Below are 21,979 nucleotides of genomic sequence, written 5' to 3'. Positions count from 1 at the left end.
TCGTGTCCAGATGGAGCTCTCTTGAGGGCAGGATCTCCCTGCCAACCTCACATCCGGCGGGACGCGTCCCATCACTGTCCCGCATTCGGGACGGGTGACATGACCGGCATTTTGGACAGTAGAACCTGTCAGGTTTGTGTGTCCGAAATTCAGTCGGTTGAGCATGGCGGCATGCACCGGCACCCTCCCAGCGCCATTCCGGGATTGGATGTTACGGAACCGGGAAGGCGGGTTCTCGGCTGACCGGCCAAATCGTCGACAGCTCTTAAAGGCGGGTCGTCAGGTTGGTGAGCCATCCAGGCGAAGCGTTCACAAGCGCCGCCTCCAGGATCTTGTCGTAGCCGAAGACGATGATCACGCCCGTCACGACAAGAATGAGGCCGAGCGCAGCCTTCAGCCCTTTGCCGAGTCCCATCATCCGGTCTCGCCAGCGCATCAGCACCTCGCGCGAGAGCGTTCCGAGCATGAGCAGAGGCAGCGCCGCACCGAGACCGAACAGGAGCATAGTCAGCGCGACGGCGCCGAGGTCGCGTCCCTGCGAGGCAAGCAGCGAGGCTGCTCCGAGCGTCGGGCCGACGCAGGGGCTCCACACTGCCCCCAGCAGCACTCCAACGCCGAACTGGCCGAGCAGTCCGGTAGTCGAGAAGCCTCCGAACCGGCTCTCGGTCCAGTCGCTCATCGGACCTGCGGCCACGGCCAACCGAGTCTGTGCGGCCGGGACCATAAGAACCAATCCGATCAGGACTAGCATGACGGCCGCGCCCATCCGGAAGACGCCTGCGTCGAGGCCGATGGCGAAGCCCATGGTCGCCACGAACAAGCCAATCACCACGAAAGACAGAGCGAGGCCGGCAGCGAGCGCCGCCGGGCCTAACCTGTGCTCCGAGGCAGCCGCACCCAGCACCAGCGGCAGCAAGGGCAACACGCACGGTGACAGCACTGAGAGGATGCCGGCGAGGAATGCGAGGCCGAGGCTGGCAACCATGGCCCTGCCTCAGAGGGCCTTGTCGAGGAGCGACGAGATCGCTTCGGGTTTCGTCTCGCCCGCTGAACGTCCAGTCTCCTTCCCGCCCTTGTAGGTGATGAGCGTGCTCTGCATCGTCGCCTCAAACCGCTTCACCACGTCCTTGCGGCTGTCGAAATCGACATCGAATACCTGCAGGTCCTTGAACTTCGGATCGGCCTCCAGTTTGGCGAGGATCGGCTTCTGCGCCGCGCAGGTCGTGCACCAGGGGGCAGTGATGTGCACGAGGATCGGCTTGCCGGCCTTCTGGGCTGCCTCGAAGGCAGCTGGGGTGTAGGTCATTTCGGCCGCGAGCGCGGCCGTTCCGAACAGCATAGGGACGACGGCGGCGAGGCCGAGGAAGATGCGACGGGTCGTCATGCGAGGTCTCCGTGATAGCTGTGGGACGTAGGTGACAGGGCTCAGTTGGAAGGCTGGGTAATGGCGCGGTCGGCGTTCACGCGGGCCGACCAGTCCTTGGTAGCGTCCTGGCCCTTGAGGGCGACGAGCCGAGCGCCACTGACATCGACGTTCTTGAAGTCTGCTCCCGTGACGGTCGCGCCAGTGAGGTTCGCCCCCGACAGGTCCGACCCCATCAGCACTACGTCGGTCAGGTCGGCGTCCGTGAGGTTCGCGTACTCCAGCCGCGAGCGGCCGAGGTTGGCTCCCTTCAAGTTGGCGCCCGTGAGGTTCACTGAGACGAGCACGGCGCGCATCAGGCCCATGGACTGGTTCTTGATGTCGGCGCCGCCCTTGAGATCGACTAGGGTAGCCCCACTCATGTTGGCGCCCTTGAAGTCGCCGATGGGCATGGACCGGCTGAGGTCGGCCCCGCTAAGGTTCGCCTCGCGGGCGGTGATGCCGAACATCTTCGCGTCGAGGAGCTTGGCCCCGCTCAGGTCGGCCTTGATGAACCAAGCTTGTTCAAGGTTCGCTCCACTGAGGTCCGCACCACGCAGGTTCGCCTTGTTAAGGCGTGCCGTGCGCAGGTTGGCACCCTTGAGGTTCAGCCCGGACAGGTCGAGCCCGGACAGGGCCTTGTCCGATAGGTCGATGGGCTTGCCGCCGGCTTTGGCGATCAGCGCTTCGATGTCTGCGCGGCTCATCTCGGCCTGAGTCATCGCAGGCGTGTTCATGTCGGCACCGAGCAGCAGATCCTGCTCGGCTTGAGCCGGAGCTGTCACGAGAAGTGCAGCCAGCATGGCACACGGTAAGAGGCGCATGGTTCACTCCCGTTTGAGCTGACCGGGATGTCGCAGATGCCGATCCCGGCGCAGCTTATTATTCGCTACCCGCATGATACGGTTTCCTGTCGGGCGCGTCGGTGACCTGGGTCACCGAGGCAGTTGCGGACGGGACAAACCTGCAAAGAGGCCGTACGATCATCCGCACAGGCATGGAGCGCGGTAACCGACTGTCATCGCGCTCGCATAGCTCACCATCATCGATGGTGCTTGAGGGTTCTTTGAGCCTTTATCGTCTCAGTGAGGTCGAGAGACATCATCCTGCCTTCACCCCGGTTTGCTGTTCCGATCAGGCGCTCTGCGCCGCGATCCGGCTCTGCACCGAAATCAGACCGAGAAGCCGGACCGTGATAGGGGGCACCCCAGATGGTCGGTGTGCTGACCTGCTGCGCGAAGGCACCTCCCATGCTTGCCGCGAACAATACAGCTGCAAAGATCAAGGATCTAGACATCTGAAAATTCCTCCGACTTCCTGCTGCAGGTGACCACAGAAGCTCTGTGCATCTATCTATTTACTCGTTTGAGGGACGCATGGGTTACTCTACAAGCTATCCTCGATGTGAGTTTTGGCACATCCGCTTATTGGTGCGCGGCGCGACTGCGCCGTCATGCAGCTAGAGAATGGATGCGCAATCTCCGAAATTCGACCGTTTCCCCGACGGTCCGGAGCTATGCGGGAGATTGGGTGACGACGGTGTGTTGAAGGCGGCGTATCGAGGCGGGTGTCGAAGCCTGCCAGAACCTCTCAGCGAGAGCGATACGCCATGGAGACACCTACCAACATCGTCCGGCTTCGTCAGCCCGAAGACCTCGACGATCCCCTGACCGAGGTGCTGCGCGCCGGGGCCCGCCGCCTGCTCGCCCAAGCTGTTGAGATGGAGGCGGACGCGTTCCTGAGCGCGATGCAGGATCTGCGGCTTCCGGACGGACGCGCGCGGCTGGTGCGGCACGGCCATGGCCCGGAGCGGGCGATCCAGACCGGCATCGGCCCGGTGCCGGTGGCGCGGGTTCGTGTCCGAGATCGCGGCGCGAGCGGATCTGAGGACCGGGTTCGGTTCACCTCGACGCTCCTGCCGAAGTGGGCGCGGCGCACCCGCAGCCTGGATGCGCTGCTGCCGGTCCTGTACCTACGCGGTGTCTCGACCGGCGACTTCCAGGACGCGCTGGCCGCCCTTCTGGGTCGGGATGCTCCGAACCTCTCGCCGGCCGTCATTGCCCGGCTGACCGCGGCCTGGGCGGACGAGTACGCTCGCTGGCAGGCGCGCGATCTCTCCGCGCGCCGCTACGTCTATGTCTGGGCCGACGGCGTCTACCTGCAGGCCCGGATGGAGGAGCAGGCCGAGTGCATGCTCGTGCTGATCGGCGCGACGCCCGAGGGCCGGAAAGAACTCGTCGGCTTCCAGGTGGGCGTGCGCGAGAGCGCCCAGAGCTGGCGCGAGCTGCTCGTCGACGTGAAGCGGCGTGGGCTGTCGATCGCGCCCGAGATCGCGGTCGGCGACGGCGCACTCGGCTTCTGGCAGGCCCTGGACGAGGTCTTTCCGGGCACCGCTCACCAACGGTGTTGGGTTCACAAAGCGGCCAACGTCCTCGACAAGGTGCCGAAGTCCGTTCAGGGCGCGATGAAGGTGGATCTGCGTGAGATCCACGGTGCGCCGACCCGGGCGGCGGCCGAGGCGGCGCTGGCTGTCTTCGTCGAGAAGTACGGGGCCAAGTACCCGCGCGCCGCCACCTGCCTGACCAAGGACCGGGAGGCGCTGCTGGCGTTCTACGACTTCCCGGCCGAGCACTGGGACCACCTGCGCAGCTCGAACCCGATCGAGAGCGTGTTCGCCACGGTGCGGCATCGGACCGTGCGGACCAAAGGTGCACTCTCGGCCACGACCGCCAAGCTGATGGTGTTCAAGCTGGTGATGGCAGCCTCGAAAACCTGGCGACGGTTGAAGGGCGAAAACCAGTTGCCGAAGGTCGTGGCCGGCGTCATCTTCCGCGACGGGACCGAGGTCACCGCGAGCCCAGATCACCGCGCCGCCTGACCGCCTCCGTCACCTAAAATCCTGCATAGCTCGACGGTCCGGCGAGGTGGATTGTGAATTGCCGAGACAGCTCCACCTCTGTCGGTAAAATGTGTCGGCTATTCTGGCGCCGGGTAAACGCTTCGGTTGCTTGCTCACCCAAACTTAGCGGATGAGCCGAACCTCGACTCCCGCACCTGCAGCGATCTCCTGCCAGGCGGCGTCTGCGGTGACAGCGACGGCGTCAGAGCGGGCAGCGAGCGCAAGACAGAGCCGGTCCCCGATCCCAAGCCCTTTCGACCTTGTCAGCGGCTCCAGCAGTGCTGCGCGAATGCAGAGGTCGTCGTCGACCGGCGTGAGGGGAAACACGAGGCCGCTCCGCAGACCTCGAACAGCCGCCTCGTCCGCACCGTTTCGGACCAACCATCCGGCAACCTCGCCGAAATTCACGGTGGTCATCGTGGCGGTGCCGGTGAAGGCTTCTAGCACCTGCTCCCAACCGGGTTCCCGGCGTAGGTAGGCGAGCAACGCCGAAGCATCGAGGACGCTACGCGCCACGATCGAACTCCGTCATGGATGACGTAGCCTGATCGCTCGTGTCCGCAGACGCGCCCTCCTCCCTGGCAGCCTCTGCACGCCGCGCCGTGAGAAAGGCGCTGACCGAGGCGCCGTCGCTGGCCAGGAAGGAGGAGGTCTGGACCTGAAGCTCGGCCATGGCGGAAGCGACTGAGCGCACCCGAAGCTCACCGTCTACCAGGGTCAGCACGACGGGTCCGCCGGACTCCAGCCTCAGGGCTTTTCGCGCCTGAGCTGGAATGATCAGCCGACCACCAGCATCGATCTTGGAAAGCGTCGCGTTCATGACATCCCGATCCGACCAGCTCAGAAACATGCGTCTGCCCGACGAAGAGCGTTAGCCACCGAACCATAAGATGCCGTCGATCGGACAGGCGGCAGTTTCGTTATATACGCCATAAATTCCTGATTTGGCAGTTTCGCCAGGAGTGGCTGCCTTGTGGTCCTTCGGCAGGCAGTTCGTTTGCGGAGGGCTGGCCGAAACCGAACGGTTTCGGCCACATGCTGCGGATCTGGCCTAAAGATAACCTTGCTGGGGTTTCGGCCATGGTTTAGTTTCGGCCGGCATTTTCGGCCACATTTCGACCATGCCCCGCACCTTCGCCTACCTGCGCGTGTCCACTCTGGGTCAGACCACCGATAATCAGCGCCAGGAGATCGCGGCCGCCGGCTTCCAGGTCGAGCCGCAGCGCGTGATCACCGAGACGGTGTCGGGCAGTGTCGCCACCAGCGAGCGCAAGGGCTTCGTTCGCCTGCTCGACCGGCTTGAACGCGACGATGTCCTCGTCGTGACCAAGCTCGACCGGCTGGGCCGCAACGCCATGGATGTCGGCAGCACGATCCAGCGCCTCGATGCCCTCGGGGTGCGCGTACACTGCCTCGCACTCGGCGGCGTCGATCTGACCAGCTCGACCGGCAAGCTGACGATGGGCGTGATCAACGCGGTCGCCGAGTTCGAGCGCGACCTGCTGATCGAGCGCACCCAGGCGGGTCTGGCCCGGGCACGTGCCGAGGGCAAGACGATCGGCCGACCGGCGAGCCTCACACCGGAGCGGCGGCGGGAGGCCGAGCGGCTTCTGCGCGACGGCCGGAGCGCCTCGGCTGTCGCGCGTGAGCTCAAGGTCGGCCGGACCACGATCCGACGGGTGCAGGAGGCGATGCGGCGACCTGAGCGGATCACCTCGCCGGGTGCACTCGCGAGCTGAACTGCCTGCCTACGCCGACGTGAGAGATCCGTCCGTGTGCCTATAGGAGGCGTGTTGCAATCCCGAGCGCAGCGCCGGCCTCTGCTAGCCGGTGATCGAGGGTCATGAGCGCCACACCATGATCGGCCGCCAAGGCCAGATGCAGGGCATCACCAGCTCGTAAGCCAAGATGTGACTGGTCGGCAAAGCGCGCAGCCACCCGAAACTGACGATCGGAGAGTGCGAGCGAGGCGAAGGACTCGGCCGTGAGCCGCGTGAAGGCCGTCAGGGCAGCCGCGCGATGCTCCGGCATCAGGTCCTTGCGCCGAACCTTGATCGAAAGGGCAGCCGAGAACTCCGTGACGACCCAGGCGCTCAGAGCTAGATCGCCCGCGGCTTGCACACCGAGCCAGGCCTGCATTCGCTCCGTGTCAGGCTCGTTTGTAAGTGCGCAGACCAAAACCGAGGTATCGATGTAGAACATCAGTAGCGTTCATCGTCGCGCATCTCGCGAACGAAGCGGCTCGCGCCGTGCGGTTGCACAGGCATAGTGGCGGTGATGGCACGTAAAGCCTCGGCATCAACCGGGCGGAATGTCGTGACTGCGGGGGCCAGACGCGCAACTGCCTTGCCCCGGCGCGTGATCGTGATCGTGTCACCATCCTCGACGCGATCAACGAGTGCGCTCAGATGCGCCTTGGCCTCAGCGAGGTTGATGGTGCTCATCGAAACTCATCCTGCTCGTGACCAACCTGATGGTCATATAGGGCGCTTCCATCGCGTAAGCTAGCAGTTCTCTACTTCCTACAGCGTGCTTCGATGCACTGGAGCGGACACGTGAGCGGGCTGGACCAGGATCTCTCCTGTCGGTTTCGGAGCCAAGCCTACGCTGCCGAGGAGCAGGTGGCCGAACTCGGGAGCGCCTTCCTGACGGCGACGCTCAGGCTGGCGTCGGAACCGCATCCGACCCACGCCAACTACAGCGCGTCCTGGACCAAGTTGCTGCGCAACGACAATCGAGCGAACTTCACTGCCGCGAGCGCTGCTAGCCGCGCAGCTCAGTACCTCACCGGCTTGGCCCACTGAGACCTCTTGTCGGTAGCCCCGGTGAGCCACTGACGCAAAACGATCCATGCATGCTCTTGCTGGACTAGAACAGTCCTGAACAGGCATTGCCTGTCAGCGCGCCGCTCGGTCTGATCATCGCCAAAACCGCACGGGGATCGTTCTGCCCGCAGCCCTGCCGAATGCGCGCTCCGCTTCATCGTTGACGCCCTGCATGGCCGGGTCCTCTACAGAGAAGGCGCGCACAAAGGTCAAGCCGTCGTTCGTTCCTGGACGTAATGCGAGGCGCCAGAACCCGCCGCCGCCCCAGTTCTGCCGGTAGAAAACATTCGGCAGCATGTCAGCGACAGAACGGCCGCTGAACTCCTCCACCGGGCCGCCCCAGGCGAACTCCATTCGGCATCCCGTATTGGGCGTCTGCGAGTTCAGATGACCTTCGTGGAAATTGGCGCACTGATCCTCCAGGATCATGTATGGCGACACGCGAAACGCATCTTGTACGATAGCGATGGCGCATTCGAATGAGGTATCGTGAAAGATCGGCATCGGCCTGTCTAAATTTCTCTTGGATTGAGGGCTGCACACTGGAAGTGGCATCCAGGGCAATACCTGAGGCCAACCTAACGATCTTGTGCGGCGTCCGATAAACTGAACTTGCCCTTATCAATGATTTCGTAACGCTGTGCTAATTTCTGGACTCGTCTGCCCGTGGCGAGGCCGGTTTTCATAGTCCCGCAACGAAATTCACTTCATGAGTTCGCGTCACGGTCAGCCGCCAGTCTGACCTGCGTTCAATCGGTGCTTTATGGCGACACTTATCCGAGTCTTGCTCTATAGTTTCGCGATAGTACTGTTCGGATATCCTATTGCCGCATCGATCGTGCATGGGCTCGATCCGACGCTGTGGCCGTCCGAGGTGATCGCACCCGGTGCTTGGTTCGACGCCCTGCGCTTTCTGCAGCTCGGCACGATCACGCAGGCCTACTGGACCATGCTGCTCAACCGCTCGCCAGCGTTCGCGGGCGGGTTCTGGGCGCTCCTCTGCCTGCTACTGCCCCTCGGCGCCCTGTTTGGTTGGCGCTACGCTGGTGCAACCAAGCTGGTGCAGCGGGACGCCTCGAACCTGTTCGGCTCCGCCCGCTTTGCCACACCAGCCGAGCGCGCGGCGATGAACAAGGGTCTTGAGCTCGGCCTCGATCCAGAGACCGGCCGCGCCGTGCGGGTCGCCGTACAAGGCACGCTCGCCACGATCGCACCCCCGCGTAAGGGCAAGACCTCGGGCGCGCTGATCCCGAACCTCGCCTACCCCGAGCCCTGGGCCTGGTCGGGACCCGCGGTGGTGGTCGATCCCAAGGGCGAGATCTACAAGGCCACGGCCGAGCGCCGCCGGGCGCTCGGCCGCCGCGTCATCTGTCTCGACCCACTCGGGCTCGTCGGGGGCGCCGATCGTTGGAACCCGCTTCACGGGCGTGACGCCAGCGATGTGCTCTACCTCCAGCATACCGCGCTGGCCCTGTTACCGGAGGCCAGCGGCGACGGCGAGGCGAGCGCCTATTTCCGCAACCGCGCCGTCGACCTCATCACCGGCGCCCTACTCGTGAGCCTCACCCGCGGCAACCGCACCGTGGCGCAGGTTCACGCGCTCATCGCCGATGCGCCGAAGTTGATCGAGCAGCTGGAGGCGCTCCGCCCCGCGCCCGCCGCGCTCGCCGCCCTGGAAATCCTGAACGCCGATCCCAAGACCCGCGATCCCATCATCGCCACAGCGAGCCAAGCCTTTCAGTGGCTTGCCGACGAGCGCCTGCGCCACCTCGTCGGAGGCAGCACCTTCGCGCTCGCCGACCTGTCAAACGGCGACGTCGATCTGTTCATCGCCGTCCCGCCCGAGTACAAGCGCCTGCTCGCGCCGCTGCTGCGCTGGTTCCTGTCCGATCTGTTCATCAGTGTTCGGCGCAATCGCCCCGCACAACGCCTGCTCGTCATGGTCGACGAGGCGGCGGCGCTGGGTCGATTTGACGAGATCCTGACCGCGTCCGGAGAATTGCCGGGATACGGTGCCTCGCTGTGGACTCTGTGGCAGGACCGCTCGCAGATCGTCGGCCTCTACGGCGAGGCCGGCGCCGACACCATCCTCAACACGGCGGAATTCGTCGTGCTGTTCGACGTGCCGGCGGTCGATCCGGACGCGGGCGAGCGCTGGTCGCGGGCGGTGGGCGACTATACCGCACGGGTCGAGACCCTGACGCGGCCGGCCGAAGGCCAGGGCCAGCGCAGCATCGCCGCGACCCCGCAGGGCGTGCGGCTGCTGACCCGGGAGGCGCTGGCCAGCCTGCCGGCCAACCAGATCCTGGTGTTCCCCAACAGCACCGCCTATGCGCGTCACCCGATGCGGTTGCGCAAGACGGTGGCGCACACCGACCCGCGCTTTGCGCGGTTGATCAGGACGGTGCCGCCTGTCGGAGCCAGCCGCTGACGGGCGCAACGCCTCAGCGGCTCTCCCGCGGGCGTGTCAGCGAAACCCGGGCCTCGGCGTAGCCGCGGCCGGGATACCACCGACGCAGCAGCCCGGATGTCCCCTCCTGGCGCACCAGGACGTAGTGCTCGCCCGGGTTCAGACGGTCATCCTCGTAGACCCCCCCCGGCAGCTGCCAACGCACGGGCAGCGCCGCCGTCCCCGTGATCTCGATCCAGCGCTCGGGCGTGCGATGCCAGGCCAACACGGTGAGACCGATGACGGTGACCGCGCTCAGGCCCCTGACCGTCCAGGGCACGACCCGGTAGGGCAGCCGCGAGCGCCAGATCGCCAGCCGGCTCGCCGTGTCGGCGGTGATCGGGCGCGCGGGTGGCACCTGACCTTCGAGCGACTGCAGGAGCTTGGCGCGATCCTCGGGCGTCAGCGGAGAGGTCGGGTCGCCGAGCGCGGCAAAGCGCGCCGCAGGCTTGCCACGCAGCAGCCCGGTGAGGTGGCGCTCGCTCATGCCGACCATATGAGCGTTCGCCTCCTCCGCCACCTTGCTCGCGTCCCGGTAGCGCAGCTCCAGCCGCTGCTGCAGCGACGTGGTCGAGGGTTGGGGTGGGCGCGCCACGACCTCAGCCCTCGACCAGCCACAGCGCGGCCGGCTTGACCGCTTCCATCACGGCGAGCCGGAAGGCGGTGAGATCGCGCAGGATCCGTCCCGCCACGGCCGGCGAGGTCTCCTTGGTCAAGCTCGCCCGGTCGAGCTTGGCGATCCCGCGGAGCTGGCCCGCGGCCAGCACCTCGCGGGTCTTCTCCTCCAGGTCGAAGTGGCGCAGATGCGTGACCGCCGCGTCGCCCGCCACCCGCTTGAGCAGGACCGGGTCGACCGCGCCCCGCACGGCATTGGCCACGACGAAACGGGCGCCTGCCCAGTCTTTGGCCACGTGCAGTAGCTTACTTCCCTCGGCGAGCGCGCCCGCCTCGGCCGCCACGACTACGACGAGGCCGAGTTCGATCCCAGCCTCGCGCAAGGTAAGCGCCTCCTCCTTGAGGATCCCGAGCAGGCTCGCCGAGGTGTTGGCGCCGATATCGACGAGGCTGGCGGCCTTCACCGTGTGGAGCGCGTTGATCACGTCGTCGAGCTCGGCCCGCGCGGCCTTGCCGCCGCTGGCCTCGATCGCCTCGCGCGTGGCGCGCATCTCGAAGTGGCGCACGCGGCCCGGCTCGTTGGCCTTGCCGGTCTTGAACTCGGTCAGGCGGTGGACGGACTCGATCTCCAGGATCTGCGCGTCGGGCACGGCCTCGGCCAGGCCGCGCACGACCGTGGACTTGCCGATGCCGCCGGTTTCCTGACCGACGAGGAGGATGCGGGCCATGGTCTCAATCCTTCTTGAACAGGTGGCGGTGCTTCTCGGCCTGAAGCCTGAGGATCTCGGCCTCGCTCAGCGGCTCGTCCTCAGGCGCGGCGGAGGGATGGGGCTGAAGCTCCGGGGCGAGGCGGGGTCGCGTGGGAGAGCCATCCGGGCCCGATGGGCGTGCGGGGGGCTGCGGCAGCCCCGGCGAGACGGGGGTGAGGTCGCGGCGGTCGGTGTTCTCAGCCCGCTTGGCGCTATCCCGTGCGATCTGCGCCTCGATGTGGCGCACCAGCGCGATCAGGCGGTCGGCGGAGATGGCTCGGCCCTCCCGCCCCTCGTGCACGCCCTGCTCGCCCAAAGCCGCGGCGATGACGGCCCAGGGCTGCCCCTCGAGGTCGCGCAGGCGACGGATCTCGGGCAAGGCTGCACGGATCAGCGCGGTGGCGCCCGTGGTCTTGCGCCGGTCGGGCCGAGCCTCGTGGGCGGCCCTGTGGCGCTTGACGGCACGGCGCAGGGCTGTGAGATCGAAGCTCATGGGCTCGATCCTGGAGCAGCCCGGTTAACGGCTCAGCACCGGCTCAAGCGCCACAGCGCAAGCTCACTAACGGCTCAACAATATGAAGGCATCACACCACACGCACTGAAGTGACGCGGCGTTAACTACGGAGGTTTGCTCGCCTCGTCGATCGGCCCGGAACGTGTCAGGCGTCTTAGCCCGATCCGCACGCAGCAGGTACGCCGATGGACGACGAGGTCAAGCTCACCCTTACCCTGGCAGCTCCCCTCGCCCTCCGCCTCAGCGCTGCCGCGGCCGAACGCGGCTGGTCGGCCGAGAGCCTGGCGGCCGACTGCGTCGCTCAAGCCCTGGAGGTGGCGATCCGCCACCGGATCCTGATCGAGCGCATGGAGCAGGTCGACGCCGCGATCCTCGACATGGCACAGGCCGTCGGTGAGCTCGGGGCCCCGTCGGCCGGCATCGACCTGTACCGGATCTGCCGCTACCGCAAGGGCACCGGTGGCTCGGATCCGGCCTGATGACCGCCTCGCTGCACCGCCTCGGCGCCGGGGCCGAGGCTGGGCTGTACTACACCAACGACAGCCAGCGCGAAGCCAGGCCGGACCGGCGCGACGAGTACTACCTGGCGGACGGCGGCGGGGTGTGGTGGAGCAGCGGCGAGAGCGTCGTGCGCCACGGCGCGGCGATCGACGCGAGCTCCTTCCGCGACCTGTGCGCTGGGTTCCACCCTGGTACCGGCAAGCCGCTGGTGCGCGGCGCTGGTCCCGGCCACTGGGCCGGCCAGGACTGCACCCTGACCCCCGGGAAATCCGTCTCCGTCCTCTGGATGGCCGGCACGCCCGAGCAGCGCGCCGCGATCGAGGCCGCCCACCGCGCCGCGGTCGAGCGAGCGCTCGCCTTCGTGGCGGCGGAGGGGCTGGTCACCGTCCGAACCGGTGCCGGGGGCGTCGAACGACACCGGCCGAGCGACATCATCGTCGGCCGCTTCGATCATTACACGACCCGAGAAGTGGATCCAAATATCCATACGCACTGTGTCTTCATCAACGCAGCCGGTGCGCCGCCGAATTCTCGATCCGGTCGCTACAAGACCCAGACACACCTGACCATCGAGGTCGAACAACTCTATTCGTACCAGATCTGTGTGGGTGCCGCGTATCGCGCTGCCCTGGCCGAGGACCTGCATCGCCGCTTCGGCCTACGCTACCGAGAGGCCGGGCGCGGGCAGTGGGAGGTCGCCGGCCCGCCCGAGGCGGTGCTGGCGGCCTTCTCCAAACGCTCCGGGCAGATCCTCGACTACGCCGGGGCCGGCGCCACCAGCGCCCAGCGCGAGATCGCCGCGCTCGCCACGCGCCGCGGCAAGCACGAGCTGCCGACCGGTCCCGAGCTGGAGGCACGGTGGCGCGAGGAGCTCGCCGTCTGCGCGCTCGATCCTTGGGACGCCGCGCGCCATCCCGAGCGCGACCCCGCTCTCGCGAGAGCCGCCGCGCGTGAGGCGGAACGCGACGCCCCGTTCGACCCGCCCGAGATCCCCGGCGACGGCCCGGTCGCGCGCGCCGCCTCGGCGTTGTTTCGGCACGAGAGTGTCGTGACGCGCAAGGACCTGCTCCAGCGCGCTCTGGAGTTCGCCGGCGTGCAGGGACTCGGGGTCGATGCCGTGGAGGCGGAGCTCGCCAGCCTGGAGCGGGACGGCACGCTGCTGCCGCTGGCCGCCGCCGAGATGGTGCCGGGCGCCAACGCGTGCTGGACGAGCCCGGGCATCGCCGCCTGCGAGGCGGCGATGCTGCGCGCCGCCGACCGCCCCCTGGAGCGGAGTTGGATGAAGCCCGAGGCAGTCGAGGCGGCCCTGGCGCAGGCGGGCCATCTCAGCCCCGAACAGGGCGAGGCCGTGCGTCATGCCGCCGGTCTGGATGGAGTGTCTCTGCTCCAGGCCGGTGCGGGCACAGGCAAAACCACCACGGCCGCGACCCTGGTCGACGCGGCCCACAACTATGGATTGCGCGTCGTTGGCTTGGCACCATCCTGGGTCGCCGCCGACGAGCTCGCGCGCTCCACCGGGATCCCGGCGCAGGCGATCGCGCGCTGGCGCCACGACCAGGCTCGGGCGACGGTTCTGGACCCCGCGCCCCACCCCGATCCCTCGCCCGCGCTCGACGCCGACACCCTAGTGCTGGTCGACGAGGCCGGGATGGTGTCGACCCGGGACCTGGAGGCAGTGCTGAGTGCGGCGCAGGCGGCTGGCGCCAAGGTGGTGCTGATCGGCGACCGGCGTCAGCTCGCCTCGGTCGGCGGCGCGAGCGCGCTGCGGGCGGTCGCCGAGGTGGTCGGGCGCTCGGCCGTGCTCGAACACGTCCGCCGGCAGACGGTCGAGTGGCAGCGCGCCGCCTCGGTGGTGATGGCGCGCGGCGATGCAGAGGCGGGTCTGCGCGCCTACGCCGCCAACGACCGGGTCGAGTTGATCTCCGGGGCCGAGGCGGCTCAGGCCCGGGTGATCGCGCTGTGGTCCGATCAGCGCGCCGCCCATGACGGGGACGCGCTGATCGTGACCCGGCGCAACGCCGATGCGGCGGCGCTGAACGCGCGGGCACGGGCGGTGCTGCGGGCGGAGGGACAGCTCGGACCCGACGTGATCGCGCTGCCGTCGCGCAACCGCGCCGATGAGGTCGTACCGCTGAGTTTAGGCGTCGGCGACGTCCTCCGGTTCGGCGAGAGCCTGCCGCACTTGGGCCTGCGCAACGGCAACCGTGCCCGGGTCGAGGCGATCACCACCGATCCGGACGCGGGACCGCGCCTGCGCCTGCGGCTGGAGGACGGGCGCGCGCTCGACACGGCCTGGGAGCAGCTGACCCGTGAGCCACGCTTCGGCCGTCGGCCACCACAACCGAAGATCGTGCACGCCTACGCTGGAACGACTTACGCGGCGCAGGGCCGAACCTGTTCCGCGGCGGTGGTGTATCTCGGGGCCGGCCCGGACGCGCGCGAGGTGTATGTCGGCCTGACCCGGCACCGGCACGAGGCTCGTGTGGTGGTCGAGCGCGACCGGCTCGACGCCCTGTGCCGGCAGCGGCAGGCGGATGCGCGCGTGCCGGCGACCGACACGATGGTGCTGGAACGGCTGTTCAAGGAAGCGCGGGCCTACCGCGAGAAGGCCAATGTGATCGATTACGCCGCCGACCGGGTGGCGTTCGTGCGCGACGGGCTGCTCGGACTGACCAAGCCCATCGCCCCGGGCCTCGACGTACGCCGGGCGGTGCGCGCGGCGCAGGTCCTGCGCGAGGCGGTAGCCTGGCTCGGGGTGGACCGTCTGGTCGTGCCGGCGTGGCGCTTGGTCGACGCTTACGGACAGCGCTTGACACGCGCCCCGGCTCCGGCGGCGCGTGCTCTGGTCGCGCAGCTCGCCCATCATTTGGGCCGCTCCATATCGGGCCACCAGCGCGATCGCGGCGCCGGCATCGAACGATGAGCCCCATCCCCGTGGCCCGCGGCCAAGGGGGATCCGTACCGCACTGATCCAGGCCGCCTGCGCTCAGACGTAGGGTCCGCGGAACAGGTCGCCGAGCGCCTTGCGGCGGAACAGGGTCGTCCACCGGCGTCGGCGGTGCTCGGGTCGATCATGGATGATATGGCAGCGCTGGCAGAAGGCGGCGAGGTTGGCGTCGGCGTTGTTGGCGGTGTCGTGGTCGCGATGGGCTGCGGCCAGCACCACTCGGGTCCGGCGCACGGTCCCGAGGACGTCCACAGCACCGGGCCGGACGCGCACCCGCCGCCCGCGCCCGTCGCGCCAGGAGGCCGCGCCCGCATCCCACCAGCGGCCGTCGCCGAGGTGGACCACCGTCCGCCCGTGCGGTCGCCCGCAGCCCTCGCAGCGTCCCTGAGCGCGCCCGAACCGGATCACGGCCGAGAGCTGGGGCCAGTCGATTGGGTAGAAGAAGCGGTGCTCGGGCCGGATCGGCATGGGAATCGAGATACAGGGTCGAAGCGTGACCGTAGAGCGAGGCTGGCCGTCCGCACAGGGGTCTGCGCGGGGATGGCATTCGGTCGGTGAGGGCCTGATGGGCTTGAGGCCGAAGAAGCCCGGGCCGTCTCCTGAGCAGAGGGCGGCGTTCGTCAGACCGTACGAGCTCAGACCCTCAGCGCATGGCTCGGCCCGTGCCACGACCCGCGCGGATTCGCGTGCGGTCTGATCGGTCGAGGTCGCCCGCTGCTTCCCGGCAGCCTTTCGATGGTTCCGTTGTCCCCGATTCTGACAGGATGAGAACTCCAGTATTCGTGCGCTTCGCGGATTTGCACCCTCCCCCGCCGCTCGGTGCGGCGCGGTTATCCTTGGCGCCGAGGATCTCCCGGACGGGCTTGCGCGCCAGCCGCATCCAAGCTTGCCACTCGGGCGAGACGATGCGCACGACGTTGGTGTCGTTCCTGAAGCCGGTCACCCGCCGCTCCTCGACGGTGACGAGCCCGAGTCTCTTGGCCTCGCGCAGGGCGTTGCGCACAGTCGTCTCGGCCACGCCCGCGATCGCCGCGAGATGTCCCACGGCCAGCCGACAATCGCCCCGCTTCGAGGTTTCCGTGGCCACCAGGGCGAGCACCGCTTGCTCGGCCAACGTGAATCGGGCCGCCAACCCCGGCGGCAGCCGCCCGGAGGCGGCCCAGCGGCGGCGGCGCTCCAGCGAGGTGTCTGAGCGCGGGCGCGAGCCGACGAAGCTCCTAGCGGATCTTGCGCGCTCCTGAGCTGTCGGCCCATTGCTCGGGTCGGAAGCTGCCGGCGCGGCCAGAGAGTACCGCCGGGCAGCTGGCGCATCGGTGCGCGCCTCGATCAGCCCGGACAGCGCTTCGGCCTCGGCCTCCGTGACCTTCCCCTCTCCGTAAGCGCGCCAGAGCAGCGCCGTCACGGACGGAAGGGTGATTCGGTCAGCCGCCTCGATCGCGCGGCGGATTTTATCGGCAAACACGTGTCTCGGCCCTTTTCCACAGGGCCACAGGGGGACGTTCGGTGGCGCAAGCTGTGCGCTCCGTTCAAGACAAGCCGATATCGTTGCCGGAACCAGGGTTCCGACTTGACGCCTGAGGGCGCTTTATGGCTTGTGAGGGATGCTGTTGTGCCTCACAGGCCATCTCGATTTCGAAGGCCTCACCCTTGCCGGGGTGGGGCCTTTGGCTTTTCAGGGTCCTACTGCGGCGATTGCTCTCCTGAATGGCTGGCTCACGACTCGCTTGGGCGAGCACGGCCATGACAGCCCATGTCGACCGGGCGGCACGGCTAAGTCAACGTTGCGGGTGGCTGATGACCTTTCTCCTGCCGTCCTGAACCACCCCATATTCCGGTCGACACCTCTCCTCATCCGCTGAACGTAGCGCGTGTGCCACTCCGGCGAGGCGAGAGCACGTGGCCAGGCGGCGACCGCCGCGACGGCTTTGAGGGTGGCGCGCAGCATCTCGGCCGAAAATTCGGTCCGGTTGAGCCGGGGAATAAGCCTCGTTCGCTTTGCAGAGCAAAACGGCCAAGGTTTTAGGATTTAGCGGAAACCAATCAGCTGTCTGACAGCTGTCTGATACCCTCATAGGAATACCGGGGAGCGCACTTAGCAGCGTTCAGTCAGACATATGCCAGGATCCAGACAGCTTTCCGAAAGAGAATGGCTATCTGACAGCTTTCTGGTTCTAAACAGGATGTCGCTGGGTTAACGTGGCGTTTACCGCAGAGCTGAAAGCTTCCCGGAACCGGATAGCTTTCCGACAGCTTCCCGGCGCCAAACGGCTGCCCGGCAGCTTCCCGGAGCCCGATAGCTTCCAACGAGGTGTCTATGCCTGTCATCACGTTCTCATCGCCTAAGGGCGGTGCCGGCAAAACCACAGCTGCCTGCATCCTCGCCAGCATGCTGGCGGAGCAGGGAGCGACCGTTACTATCATCGACGCCGACCCCAATCAGTTCGTCCAAGAATGGGCGCAGCTTCCGGGCCTGCCCGCCACCCTTCAGGTCGTAGGCGGCGCGACGGAAGAGACGATCATGGACAAGATCGAGGAGGCGGCCAGCATGACCGCCTTCGTGATCGTGGATTTGGAGGGCTTGGCGAGCCTCATGGTCAGCCACGCAATCTCGATGTCCGACCTAGTTGTGATCCCCGTGCAGGGCTCGCAGTTCGACGCCTCGCAGGCTGCCCGTCAGATCGGGCTCATCAAGCGCACGGAGAAGCGCGGGGGGAGGGCCATTCCCTACACGGTGCTGATCACGCGGACGAATCCCGCGATTATGCCCCACACCCTCAAGCACATCTTGCAGAGCTTCGACGAGCGCGCGATCCCGGTCCTGAAAACCCGCTTGTGCGACCGCGAGGCCTACCGCGCCATGTTCTCCTATGGTGGCACGCTGCAGGGCCTGGCAGGGAAGGGGGTCGCCAACACGACCGTGGCGATCAACAACGCGGCCGAGTACGCCGCGGAGATTGTGCAGCGCCTGCGCGACAAGCGCGAGCAGGCCAAGGAGGTTGCGTGATGCCCGGCCAGCCCAAGCCTGAACGCACCGATCCGCTCGGGAAGCTCGACCTCGGTGGACTGGACGACTTCAAGCCCACGCCACGCGCCGCCCAGCAGCCGAAGCCGCCAGTCGAGGCAATTCGTGCCGTCTCCGAAGCGGAAGGCTTCCCCAGCCGCGAGTCCGCCCCGCGCGAGAAGGCGAAGCCGGCATTGGCCAAGGTCGAACAGCGCCGCTACCGCACCGGCCGCAACAAACAGCTCAGCCTCAAGGTGACGGAAGAGACCGCCCAGCGCTTCACCCGCCTAGCCGACGAACACCACTTGGTGCTTGGCGAGCTGCTGGAAAGAGCGCTTGAAGCCTACGAGGCCGCCCACAAAAGGGGATGACCTTCTCAAAAGCCTATCGGGCACCGAATAGGAAGCCAAAAGAAACCAGACAGCTGCCAGGAAGCCCCAGAGTGCCTCCCACACCAGGCACAGTCAAGGTGTGAAAGGCCAAGCCAAGCTGCTTCGTCGTCACGCGCATAAGGGCATTTTGCGAGTGGCCGCAGCAGAGGGGTGTAGTCGCGCTCCTGCTTAAAAAGGTCCGTTTTTGCGCGGCTTTTCGTAGAGCGGCTAACCCCTTGCGCTGATTAAGGCCGGGTCGCGCGAAAACGTGAGCGTAAAATTGCAGACATCTTTTGACGGAGTTTGCCAATCCTTGCCATGATAGGTGGTAGGAGGTGCCTACTATGGCGACTATGAACGTATCGCTCCCTGATCCGATGAAGGATTGGGTCGAGGCCCAGGCCGGCACCGGCCGCTATGCGAATGCGAGCGACTATGTGCGCGACCTGATCCGCCGCGATCAGGACCGATTGGCCAAAATCGCCGAACTGCAACGGCTGGTCGATGAAGGACTGGCGAGCGGCATTAGTACCCGAACCCCAGATGAAATTCGTCAGCTCGGCCGCGATCGGCTGGCGGCCGTGCAGGCCAAATGATCTTCCGCACCTCACCGCAGGCGGATGACGACATAGCCTATGCCTACGTGGAAGGCGCGGTCCGCTTCGGTGTGGGCCAGGCCGAGCGCTATCAGGACGGGCTGTTTGCCGCCTTCCAGATCCTAGCCGACAATCCCCTGATGGCACGGGAGCGCTGCGAGCTGAGGCCGCCGGTCCGGCTCCATCCTTATCGGGCGCATATGATCGTCTATGTCGAGGACGGGCCGAGCATCCTGATCGTCCGCGTCCTGCACGGCCGGCAGGATTGGGAAAGCGCCCTCGCATGAAGCTCGGCTATGCCCGTGTCTCCGCGGATGAACAGACCCTCGCCCTACAGCACGACGCGCTACGCGCGGATGGCTGCGAGGCGATCCACGAGGAAAGGACATCTCTAGCACCGCCATGAAGCGGCCGGGACTGACGGCCGCCCTCGCGGCGCTGCGGCCCGGCGACATACTGACCGTCTAGCGCATCGACCGCCTCGGCCGCACCACGGTCGGTCTCGCCCTGCTCCTGGACGAGCTGCACACACGCGGCGTCGAGTTCCGCTCGATCGGACGGCATGGATACCCGCACTGCCGCCGGCAAGGCGCTGTTCGGCATCATGAGCGTGCTGGCGCAGCTCGAACGGGACCTAATCTCCGAGCGGACCAAGGCGGGGCCGACAGCCGCTAGGCGGCGCGGCAAGCGGGCGGGGCGACCGGCCGCTCTCACCCCGGAGAAACGCGAGCTTGCGTTGCGGCTGCTTGATGACGGCAAGGGCAGAGCCGAGGTCGCCCGTATGGTCGGCATTGATCCCGCCACCCTCCGGCGGCACCTGAACGCCAAGACCTGAGATCACAGCCGGCTCGGTTTGTTCTCCTATCAGAGGTTGATTTTAGGGGGCCGCATCCTACCTTCCGGCATCAAGCCGCAGGGAGGACAGAATGGCAGATAAAAAAATCGTGTTTATCGCATTTGCAATCGAGGACGAGCGCCAGCGAGATTTTCTCAAAGGTCAGTCACTGCATCCGCACCAGCCATTTGAATTTATCGATATGTCCGTCAAGGAACCCTACGATATAGGGTGGAAGGACAAAGTTCGGACGCGCATCAAACGCTCAGACGGCGTGATCGTCCTGGTCAGCAAAAATTCGAAGGACTCGACAGGCCAGAAATGGGAAATCGAGTGCGCCAAGGAAGAAGGCAAAAAAATCAAAGGCATCTGGGCCTATAAAGACGACCGCACGGCCATCGCCGACGTTACGACGGTTGAATGGAGTGATACCAACATCAATGCCTTTGTCGATAGCCTGTAGGAGGGGCTATGCGGCGCGCCCTTATCGTCGGCATCGACCATTACAGCCATATCAGCTCGCTCGCTGGTTGCGTCAATGACGCAAAGGCTGTGCGCGATGTGCTGGAACGCAACGACGACGGCACCACCAATTTCGTGACACCGCGCCTGATCGAAGGCACAGTGAGCGAGATCGTCACCAAGGACAAACTCAAAAGCGCCGTCCGGGAATTGTACGCCGACCGACCGGACATCGCTTTGTTCTACTTCGCTGGCCACGGTTACATCGAGGATACGGGCGGTTTTCTTTGCGCGGCTGACTGCCGCAACGGTGATGATGGGTTAGCTCTGTCCGAAGTTATGAATATCGCCAAGCGATCGAAGGCGAAAAACAAGATTATCATTCTTGATAGCTGTCACAGCGGTGTGGCAGGCGACAATCCGACGGACAATAGCCTGGCCGAAATCGGCGACGGGATGACGATTTTGACGGCCTCCACGGCCGATCAGTATGCGGCTGAGACCGGCGGGGCAGGGGTGTTCACAACTTTGCTGGTGGACGCTCTTGAAGGCGCGGCCGCGAACCTCATGGGCGAGGTGACGCCCGGCAGCGTTTACGCGCATGTCGATCAGTCGCTTGGCCCGTGGAAGCAGCGCCCGGTGTTCAAGACTAATGTTCAGGGCTTCGTTTCGCTGCGCAAAGCGGCCGCCCCCATCCCGCTTGAGTCCCTGAAGGCAATCGCCCAGCTTTTTCCTCAACCGGGCTATGTGTTCCCGCTCGATCCATCGTTTGAGCCGGAAAGGTCGGCCGAGGAGAAGGCCAACCCGACCGTTCCGCCGCCTGACGAGGCCAACACTAAGGTGTTCGCCATCCTTCAGCAATATGCCAGGGTCAATCTCCTTCGGCCTGTCGATGCTCCGCATATGTGGCACGCCGCGATGGGCAGTAGATCCTGCAAGCTGACCGTACTAGGCGAACATTATCGCGACCTCGTGGCCGGTAACCTGATATAAGAAAAACCATGGATGCTACCAAAATTGATGCTGTCCTTGCCGGCATGGTCGATAAGTTGTCATCGATCGAGCATGATCGATGGTCACATTGGCAGCGTTACATGCATGGCAAGGCGCAGGCCCAGCCAGATGGCTCACTGGTCATTCCATCTGAACTTGTTCGGCAATGGAATAGCCAGATGAACAAGAGCTTCGCCGAACTGTCTGAAAAAGAAAAGGACAGCGATCGCGAGCAAGTCCAAAAATACTTGCCAATTATTGCGGCCGTGTTGAAGCAGAATATCTAGATAATACCTCGGAGTACTGGCGGATGGCTTGGTATAAAGATATCAGGAACCTCGTTCAGGCCAATGGAGCAGAAGCAGTATGGAGTACCGATCATAAACCTGGTGAAAGGGTGTCGGTCTCCGGCATCTACCGCTGTAAGAATTGCGGCAAAGAAACGACGTGTAACCACGGCGACCCATTTCCACCTCAAAATCATCACCAGCATCCGCAGGCAGGCCCGGTTCTATGGCGGCTGATCGTCTGGACCAATACTTCGGGCGACGACAAGCACGGATCGGTTTAAGCTGCTGCCTGGGGTAGGCTCGATGTGCACCGGGTATGTGCAACAAAAAATCTGATGATTTCAGCGGCCGGCCGTTCGGTGCAAAACTCTTGAGTTTTGCACCGACCCTTTCGCGCGATCCGGCGATCGGCAGACCAATGGCTTAGGCCCCCCCTGCGAGCCGGTCAAAGGGGGGGGCCGACATAGGACGGGCACAAAACCACGCTAAGCGGACAGAGCAAGAACATCGGACCTGTCAGTGTGCTTGCG

The 21,979-nt window shown here is 65.7% G+C and carries 27 protein-coding genes; 14 read left to right on the top strand and 13 right to left on the bottom strand.

What is annotated here, in order from left to right; all coding sequences use genetic code 11:
* Nucleotides 1–265 precede the first annotated feature (265 nt).
* Genes LGR69_RS30640 through LGR69_RS30630 form a run of 3 tightly spaced genes read right to left on the bottom strand, consistent with a single transcriptional unit; the run spans nucleotide 266 to nucleotide 2,226 of the window.
* Nucleotides 266–985, bottom strand: coding sequence for a cytochrome c biogenesis CcdA family protein (locus LGR69_RS30640; protein ID WP_230368415.1), 720 nt, complete (start codon nucleotides 983–985; stop codon nucleotides 266–268).
* Between the two features lie 9 nt (nucleotides 986–994).
* Nucleotides 995–1,384, bottom strand: coding sequence for a thioredoxin family protein (locus LGR69_RS30635; protein WP_230368414.1), 390 nt, complete (start codon nucleotides 1,382–1,384; stop codon nucleotides 995–997).
* 41 nt (nucleotides 1,385–1,425) lie between these two features.
* Nucleotides 1,426–2,226, bottom strand: coding sequence for a pentapeptide repeat-containing protein (locus LGR69_RS30630; protein ID WP_230368413.1), 801 nt, complete (start codon nucleotides 2,224–2,226; stop codon nucleotides 1,426–1,428).
* 785 nt (nucleotides 2,227–3,011) lie between these two features.
* Between LGR69_RS30630 and LGR69_RS30625 the strand changes: the two genes are divergently transcribed.
* Complete coding sequence (locus LGR69_RS30625) at nucleotides 3,012–4,280, top strand: IS256-like element ISMex3 family transposase (RefSeq protein WP_230368412.1); 1,269 nt, start codon at nucleotides 3,012–3,014, stop codon at nucleotides 4,278–4,280.
* Nucleotides 4,281–4,424: 144 nt separating this feature from the next.
* Here LGR69_RS30625 and LGR69_RS30620 read toward each other — a convergent pair whose 3' ends face one another.
* Together LGR69_RS30620 and LGR69_RS30615 are read right to left on the bottom strand one after the other, a co-directional pair.
* Entirely contained in the window at nucleotides 4,425–4,817 is a 393-nt protein-coding gene (locus tag LGR69_RS30620; protein ID WP_230368411.1) for a PIN domain-containing protein, read from the bottom strand.
* The gene (locus LGR69_RS30615) at nucleotides 4,807–5,121 is read right to left on the bottom strand and encodes an AbrB/MazE/SpoVT family DNA-binding domain-containing protein (RefSeq protein ID WP_230368409.1); all 315 of its coding nucleotides are present in this window, start codon (nucleotides 5,119–5,121) and stop codon (nucleotides 4,807–4,809) included. The genes LGR69_RS30620 and LGR69_RS30615 overlap by 11 nt, the downstream gene beginning before the upstream one ends.
* A gap of 301 nt (nucleotides 5,122–5,422) precedes the next feature.
* Between LGR69_RS30615 and LGR69_RS30610 the strand changes: the two genes are divergently transcribed.
* Complete coding sequence (locus LGR69_RS30610) at nucleotides 5,423–6,040, top strand: recombinase family protein (protein WP_230368407.1); 618 nt, start codon at nucleotides 5,423–5,425, stop codon at nucleotides 6,038–6,040.
* Between the two features lie 40 nt (nucleotides 6,041–6,080).
* Here LGR69_RS30610 and LGR69_RS30605 read toward each other — a convergent pair whose 3' ends face one another.
* Nucleotides 6,081–6,503: a type II toxin-antitoxin system VapC family toxin gene (locus tag LGR69_RS30605; protein WP_230368406.1), complete on the bottom strand. Its 423-nt coding sequence runs from the start codon at nucleotides 6,501–6,503 to the stop codon at nucleotides 6,081–6,083.
* A complete protein-coding gene (locus LGR69_RS30600) occupies nucleotides 6,503–6,745 on the bottom strand; it encodes a type II toxin-antitoxin system Phd/YefM family antitoxin (RefSeq protein WP_230368405.1) in 243 nt (80 codons plus the stop codon). The genes LGR69_RS30605 and LGR69_RS30600 overlap by 1 nt, the downstream gene beginning before the upstream one ends.
* 93 nt (nucleotides 6,746–6,838) lie before the next feature.
* Between LGR69_RS30600 and LGR69_RS30595 the strand changes: the two genes are divergently transcribed.
* Nucleotides 6,839–7,105, top strand: coding sequence for a zincin-like metallopeptidase domain-containing protein (locus LGR69_RS30595; RefSeq protein ID WP_268868897.1), 267 nt, complete (start codon nucleotides 6,839–6,841; stop codon nucleotides 7,103–7,105).
* 114 nt (nucleotides 7,106–7,219) lie between these two features.
* On the opposite strand, the gene LGR69_RS30590 is transcribed toward LGR69_RS30595, so the two are convergent.
* On the bottom strand, nucleotides 7,220–7,630 hold the full coding sequence (locus LGR69_RS30590) for a hypothetical protein (RefSeq protein ID WP_230368403.1): 411 nt from the start codon (nucleotides 7,628–7,630) through the stop codon (nucleotides 7,220–7,222).
* A gap of 334 nt (nucleotides 7,631–7,964) precedes the next feature.
* Here LGR69_RS30590 and LGR69_RS30585 point away from each other — a divergent pair, with 334 nt between their 5' ends.
* Nucleotides 7,965–9,557 carry a type IV secretory system conjugative DNA transfer family protein gene (locus LGR69_RS30585; protein WP_230368402.1) on the top strand — a complete coding sequence of 531 codons (1,593 nt, stop codon included), beginning with the start codon at nucleotides 7,965–7,967 and terminating at the stop codon, nucleotides 9,555–9,557.
* Between the two features lie 13 nt (nucleotides 9,558–9,570).
* Here LGR69_RS30585 and LGR69_RS30580 read toward each other — a convergent pair whose 3' ends face one another.
* Genes LGR69_RS30580 through LGR69_RS30570 form a run of 3 tightly spaced genes read right to left on the bottom strand, consistent with a single transcriptional unit; the run spans nucleotide 9,571 to nucleotide 11,432 of the window.
* A complete protein-coding gene (locus tag LGR69_RS30580; RefSeq protein ID WP_230368401.1) occupies nucleotides 9,571–10,170 on the bottom strand; it encodes a hypothetical protein in 600 nt (199 codons plus the stop codon).
* Nucleotides 10,171–10,174: 4 nt separating this feature from the next.
* Entirely contained in the window at nucleotides 10,175–10,918 is a 744-nt protein-coding gene (locus LGR69_RS30575; protein WP_230368400.1) for a chromosome partitioning protein, read from the bottom strand.
* 4 nt (nucleotides 10,919–10,922) lie between these two features.
* A complete protein-coding gene (locus tag LGR69_RS30570) occupies nucleotides 10,923–11,432 on the bottom strand; it encodes a hypothetical protein (RefSeq protein WP_230368399.1) in 510 nt (169 codons plus the stop codon).
* A gap of 206 nt (nucleotides 11,433–11,638) precedes the next feature.
* Here LGR69_RS30570 and LGR69_RS30565 point away from each other — a divergent pair, with 206 nt between their 5' ends.
* Both LGR69_RS30565 and mobF read left to right on the top strand, forming a co-directional pair.
* Nucleotides 11,639–11,932, top strand: coding sequence for a hypothetical protein (locus tag LGR69_RS30565; protein ID WP_230368397.1), 294 nt, complete (start codon nucleotides 11,639–11,641; stop codon nucleotides 11,930–11,932).
* Complete coding sequence (gene mobF, locus LGR69_RS30560; protein WP_230368396.1) at nucleotides 11,932–14,877, top strand: MobF family relaxase; 2,946 nt, start codon at nucleotides 11,932–11,934, stop codon at nucleotides 14,875–14,877. Before LGR69_RS30565 ends, mobF begins: the two co-directional genes overlap by 1 nt.
* A gap of 63 nt (nucleotides 14,878–14,940) precedes the next feature.
* Here the strand turns inward: mobF and LGR69_RS30555 are convergent, their stop codons facing one another.
* Both LGR69_RS30555 and LGR69_RS30550 read right to left on the bottom strand, forming a co-directional pair.
* Nucleotides 14,941–15,369 carry a hypothetical protein gene (locus LGR69_RS30555; RefSeq protein WP_230368394.1) on the bottom strand — a complete coding sequence of 143 codons (429 nt, stop codon included), beginning with the start codon at nucleotides 15,367–15,369 and terminating at the stop codon, nucleotides 14,941–14,943.
* A 175-nt stretch (nucleotides 15,370–15,544) separates the two neighbouring features.
* A complete protein-coding gene (locus LGR69_RS30550) occupies nucleotides 15,545–16,363 on the bottom strand; it encodes a GntR family transcriptional regulator (RefSeq protein WP_230368392.1) in 819 nt (272 codons plus the stop codon).
* A gap of 852 nt (nucleotides 16,364–17,215) precedes the next feature.
* Here LGR69_RS30550 and LGR69_RS30545 point away from each other — a divergent pair.
* From LGR69_RS30545 to LGR69_RS30510, 8 genes are all read left to right on the top strand, one after another.
* The gene (locus LGR69_RS30545; RefSeq protein WP_043388460.1) at nucleotides 17,216–17,905 is read left to right on the top strand and encodes a ParA family protein; all 690 of its coding nucleotides are present in this window, start codon (nucleotides 17,216–17,218) and stop codon (nucleotides 17,903–17,905) included.
* Complete coding sequence (locus LGR69_RS30540; RefSeq protein WP_230368390.1) at nucleotides 17,905–18,273, top strand: stability/partitioning determinant; 369 nt, start codon at nucleotides 17,905–17,907, stop codon at nucleotides 18,271–18,273. Before LGR69_RS30545 ends, LGR69_RS30540 begins: the two co-directional genes overlap by 1 nt.
* A gap of 344 nt (nucleotides 18,274–18,617) precedes the next feature.
* On the top strand, nucleotides 18,618–18,869 hold the full coding sequence (locus LGR69_RS30535; RefSeq protein WP_230368389.1) for a type II toxin-antitoxin system ParD family antitoxin: 252 nt from the start codon (nucleotides 18,618–18,620) through the stop codon (nucleotides 18,867–18,869).
* Complete coding sequence (locus LGR69_RS30530; RefSeq protein WP_230368387.1) at nucleotides 18,866–19,156, top strand: type II toxin-antitoxin system RelE/ParE family toxin; 291 nt, start codon at nucleotides 18,866–18,868, stop codon at nucleotides 19,154–19,156. The genes LGR69_RS30535 and LGR69_RS30530 overlap by 4 nt, the downstream gene beginning before the upstream one ends.
* Nucleotides 19,157–19,431: 275 nt before the next feature.
* The gene (locus LGR69_RS30525; RefSeq protein ID WP_230368386.1) at nucleotides 19,432–19,704 is read left to right on the top strand and encodes a recombinase family protein; all 273 of its coding nucleotides are present in this window, start codon (nucleotides 19,432–19,434) and stop codon (nucleotides 19,702–19,704) included.
* Between the two features lie 91 nt (nucleotides 19,705–19,795).
* Complete coding sequence (locus LGR69_RS30520) at nucleotides 19,796–20,167, top strand: TIR domain-containing protein (protein WP_230368384.1); 372 nt, start codon at nucleotides 19,796–19,798, stop codon at nucleotides 20,165–20,167.
* An 8-nt stretch (nucleotides 20,168–20,175) separates the two neighbouring features.
* Nucleotides 20,176–21,159: a caspase family protein gene (locus LGR69_RS30515; protein ID WP_230368382.1), complete on the top strand. Its 984-nt coding sequence runs from the start codon at nucleotides 20,176–20,178 to the stop codon at nucleotides 21,157–21,159.
* A gap of 8 nt (nucleotides 21,160–21,167) precedes the next feature.
* Entirely contained in the window at nucleotides 21,168–21,446 is a 279-nt protein-coding gene (locus LGR69_RS30510; protein WP_230368380.1) for a hypothetical protein, read from the top strand.
* The last annotated feature ends 533 nt before the right edge of the window (nucleotides 21,447–21,979 follow it).

This window comes from Methylobacterium brachiatum (genome assembly GCF_020523825.1).
In the GTDB taxonomy this organism is placed as follows: domain Bacteria; phylum Pseudomonadota; class Alphaproteobacteria; order Rhizobiales; family Beijerinckiaceae; genus Methylobacterium; species Methylobacterium brachiatum.
Note: the sequence above shows the minus strand (reverse complement) of the source record. Positions and strands in the feature narration are given on the sequence as shown.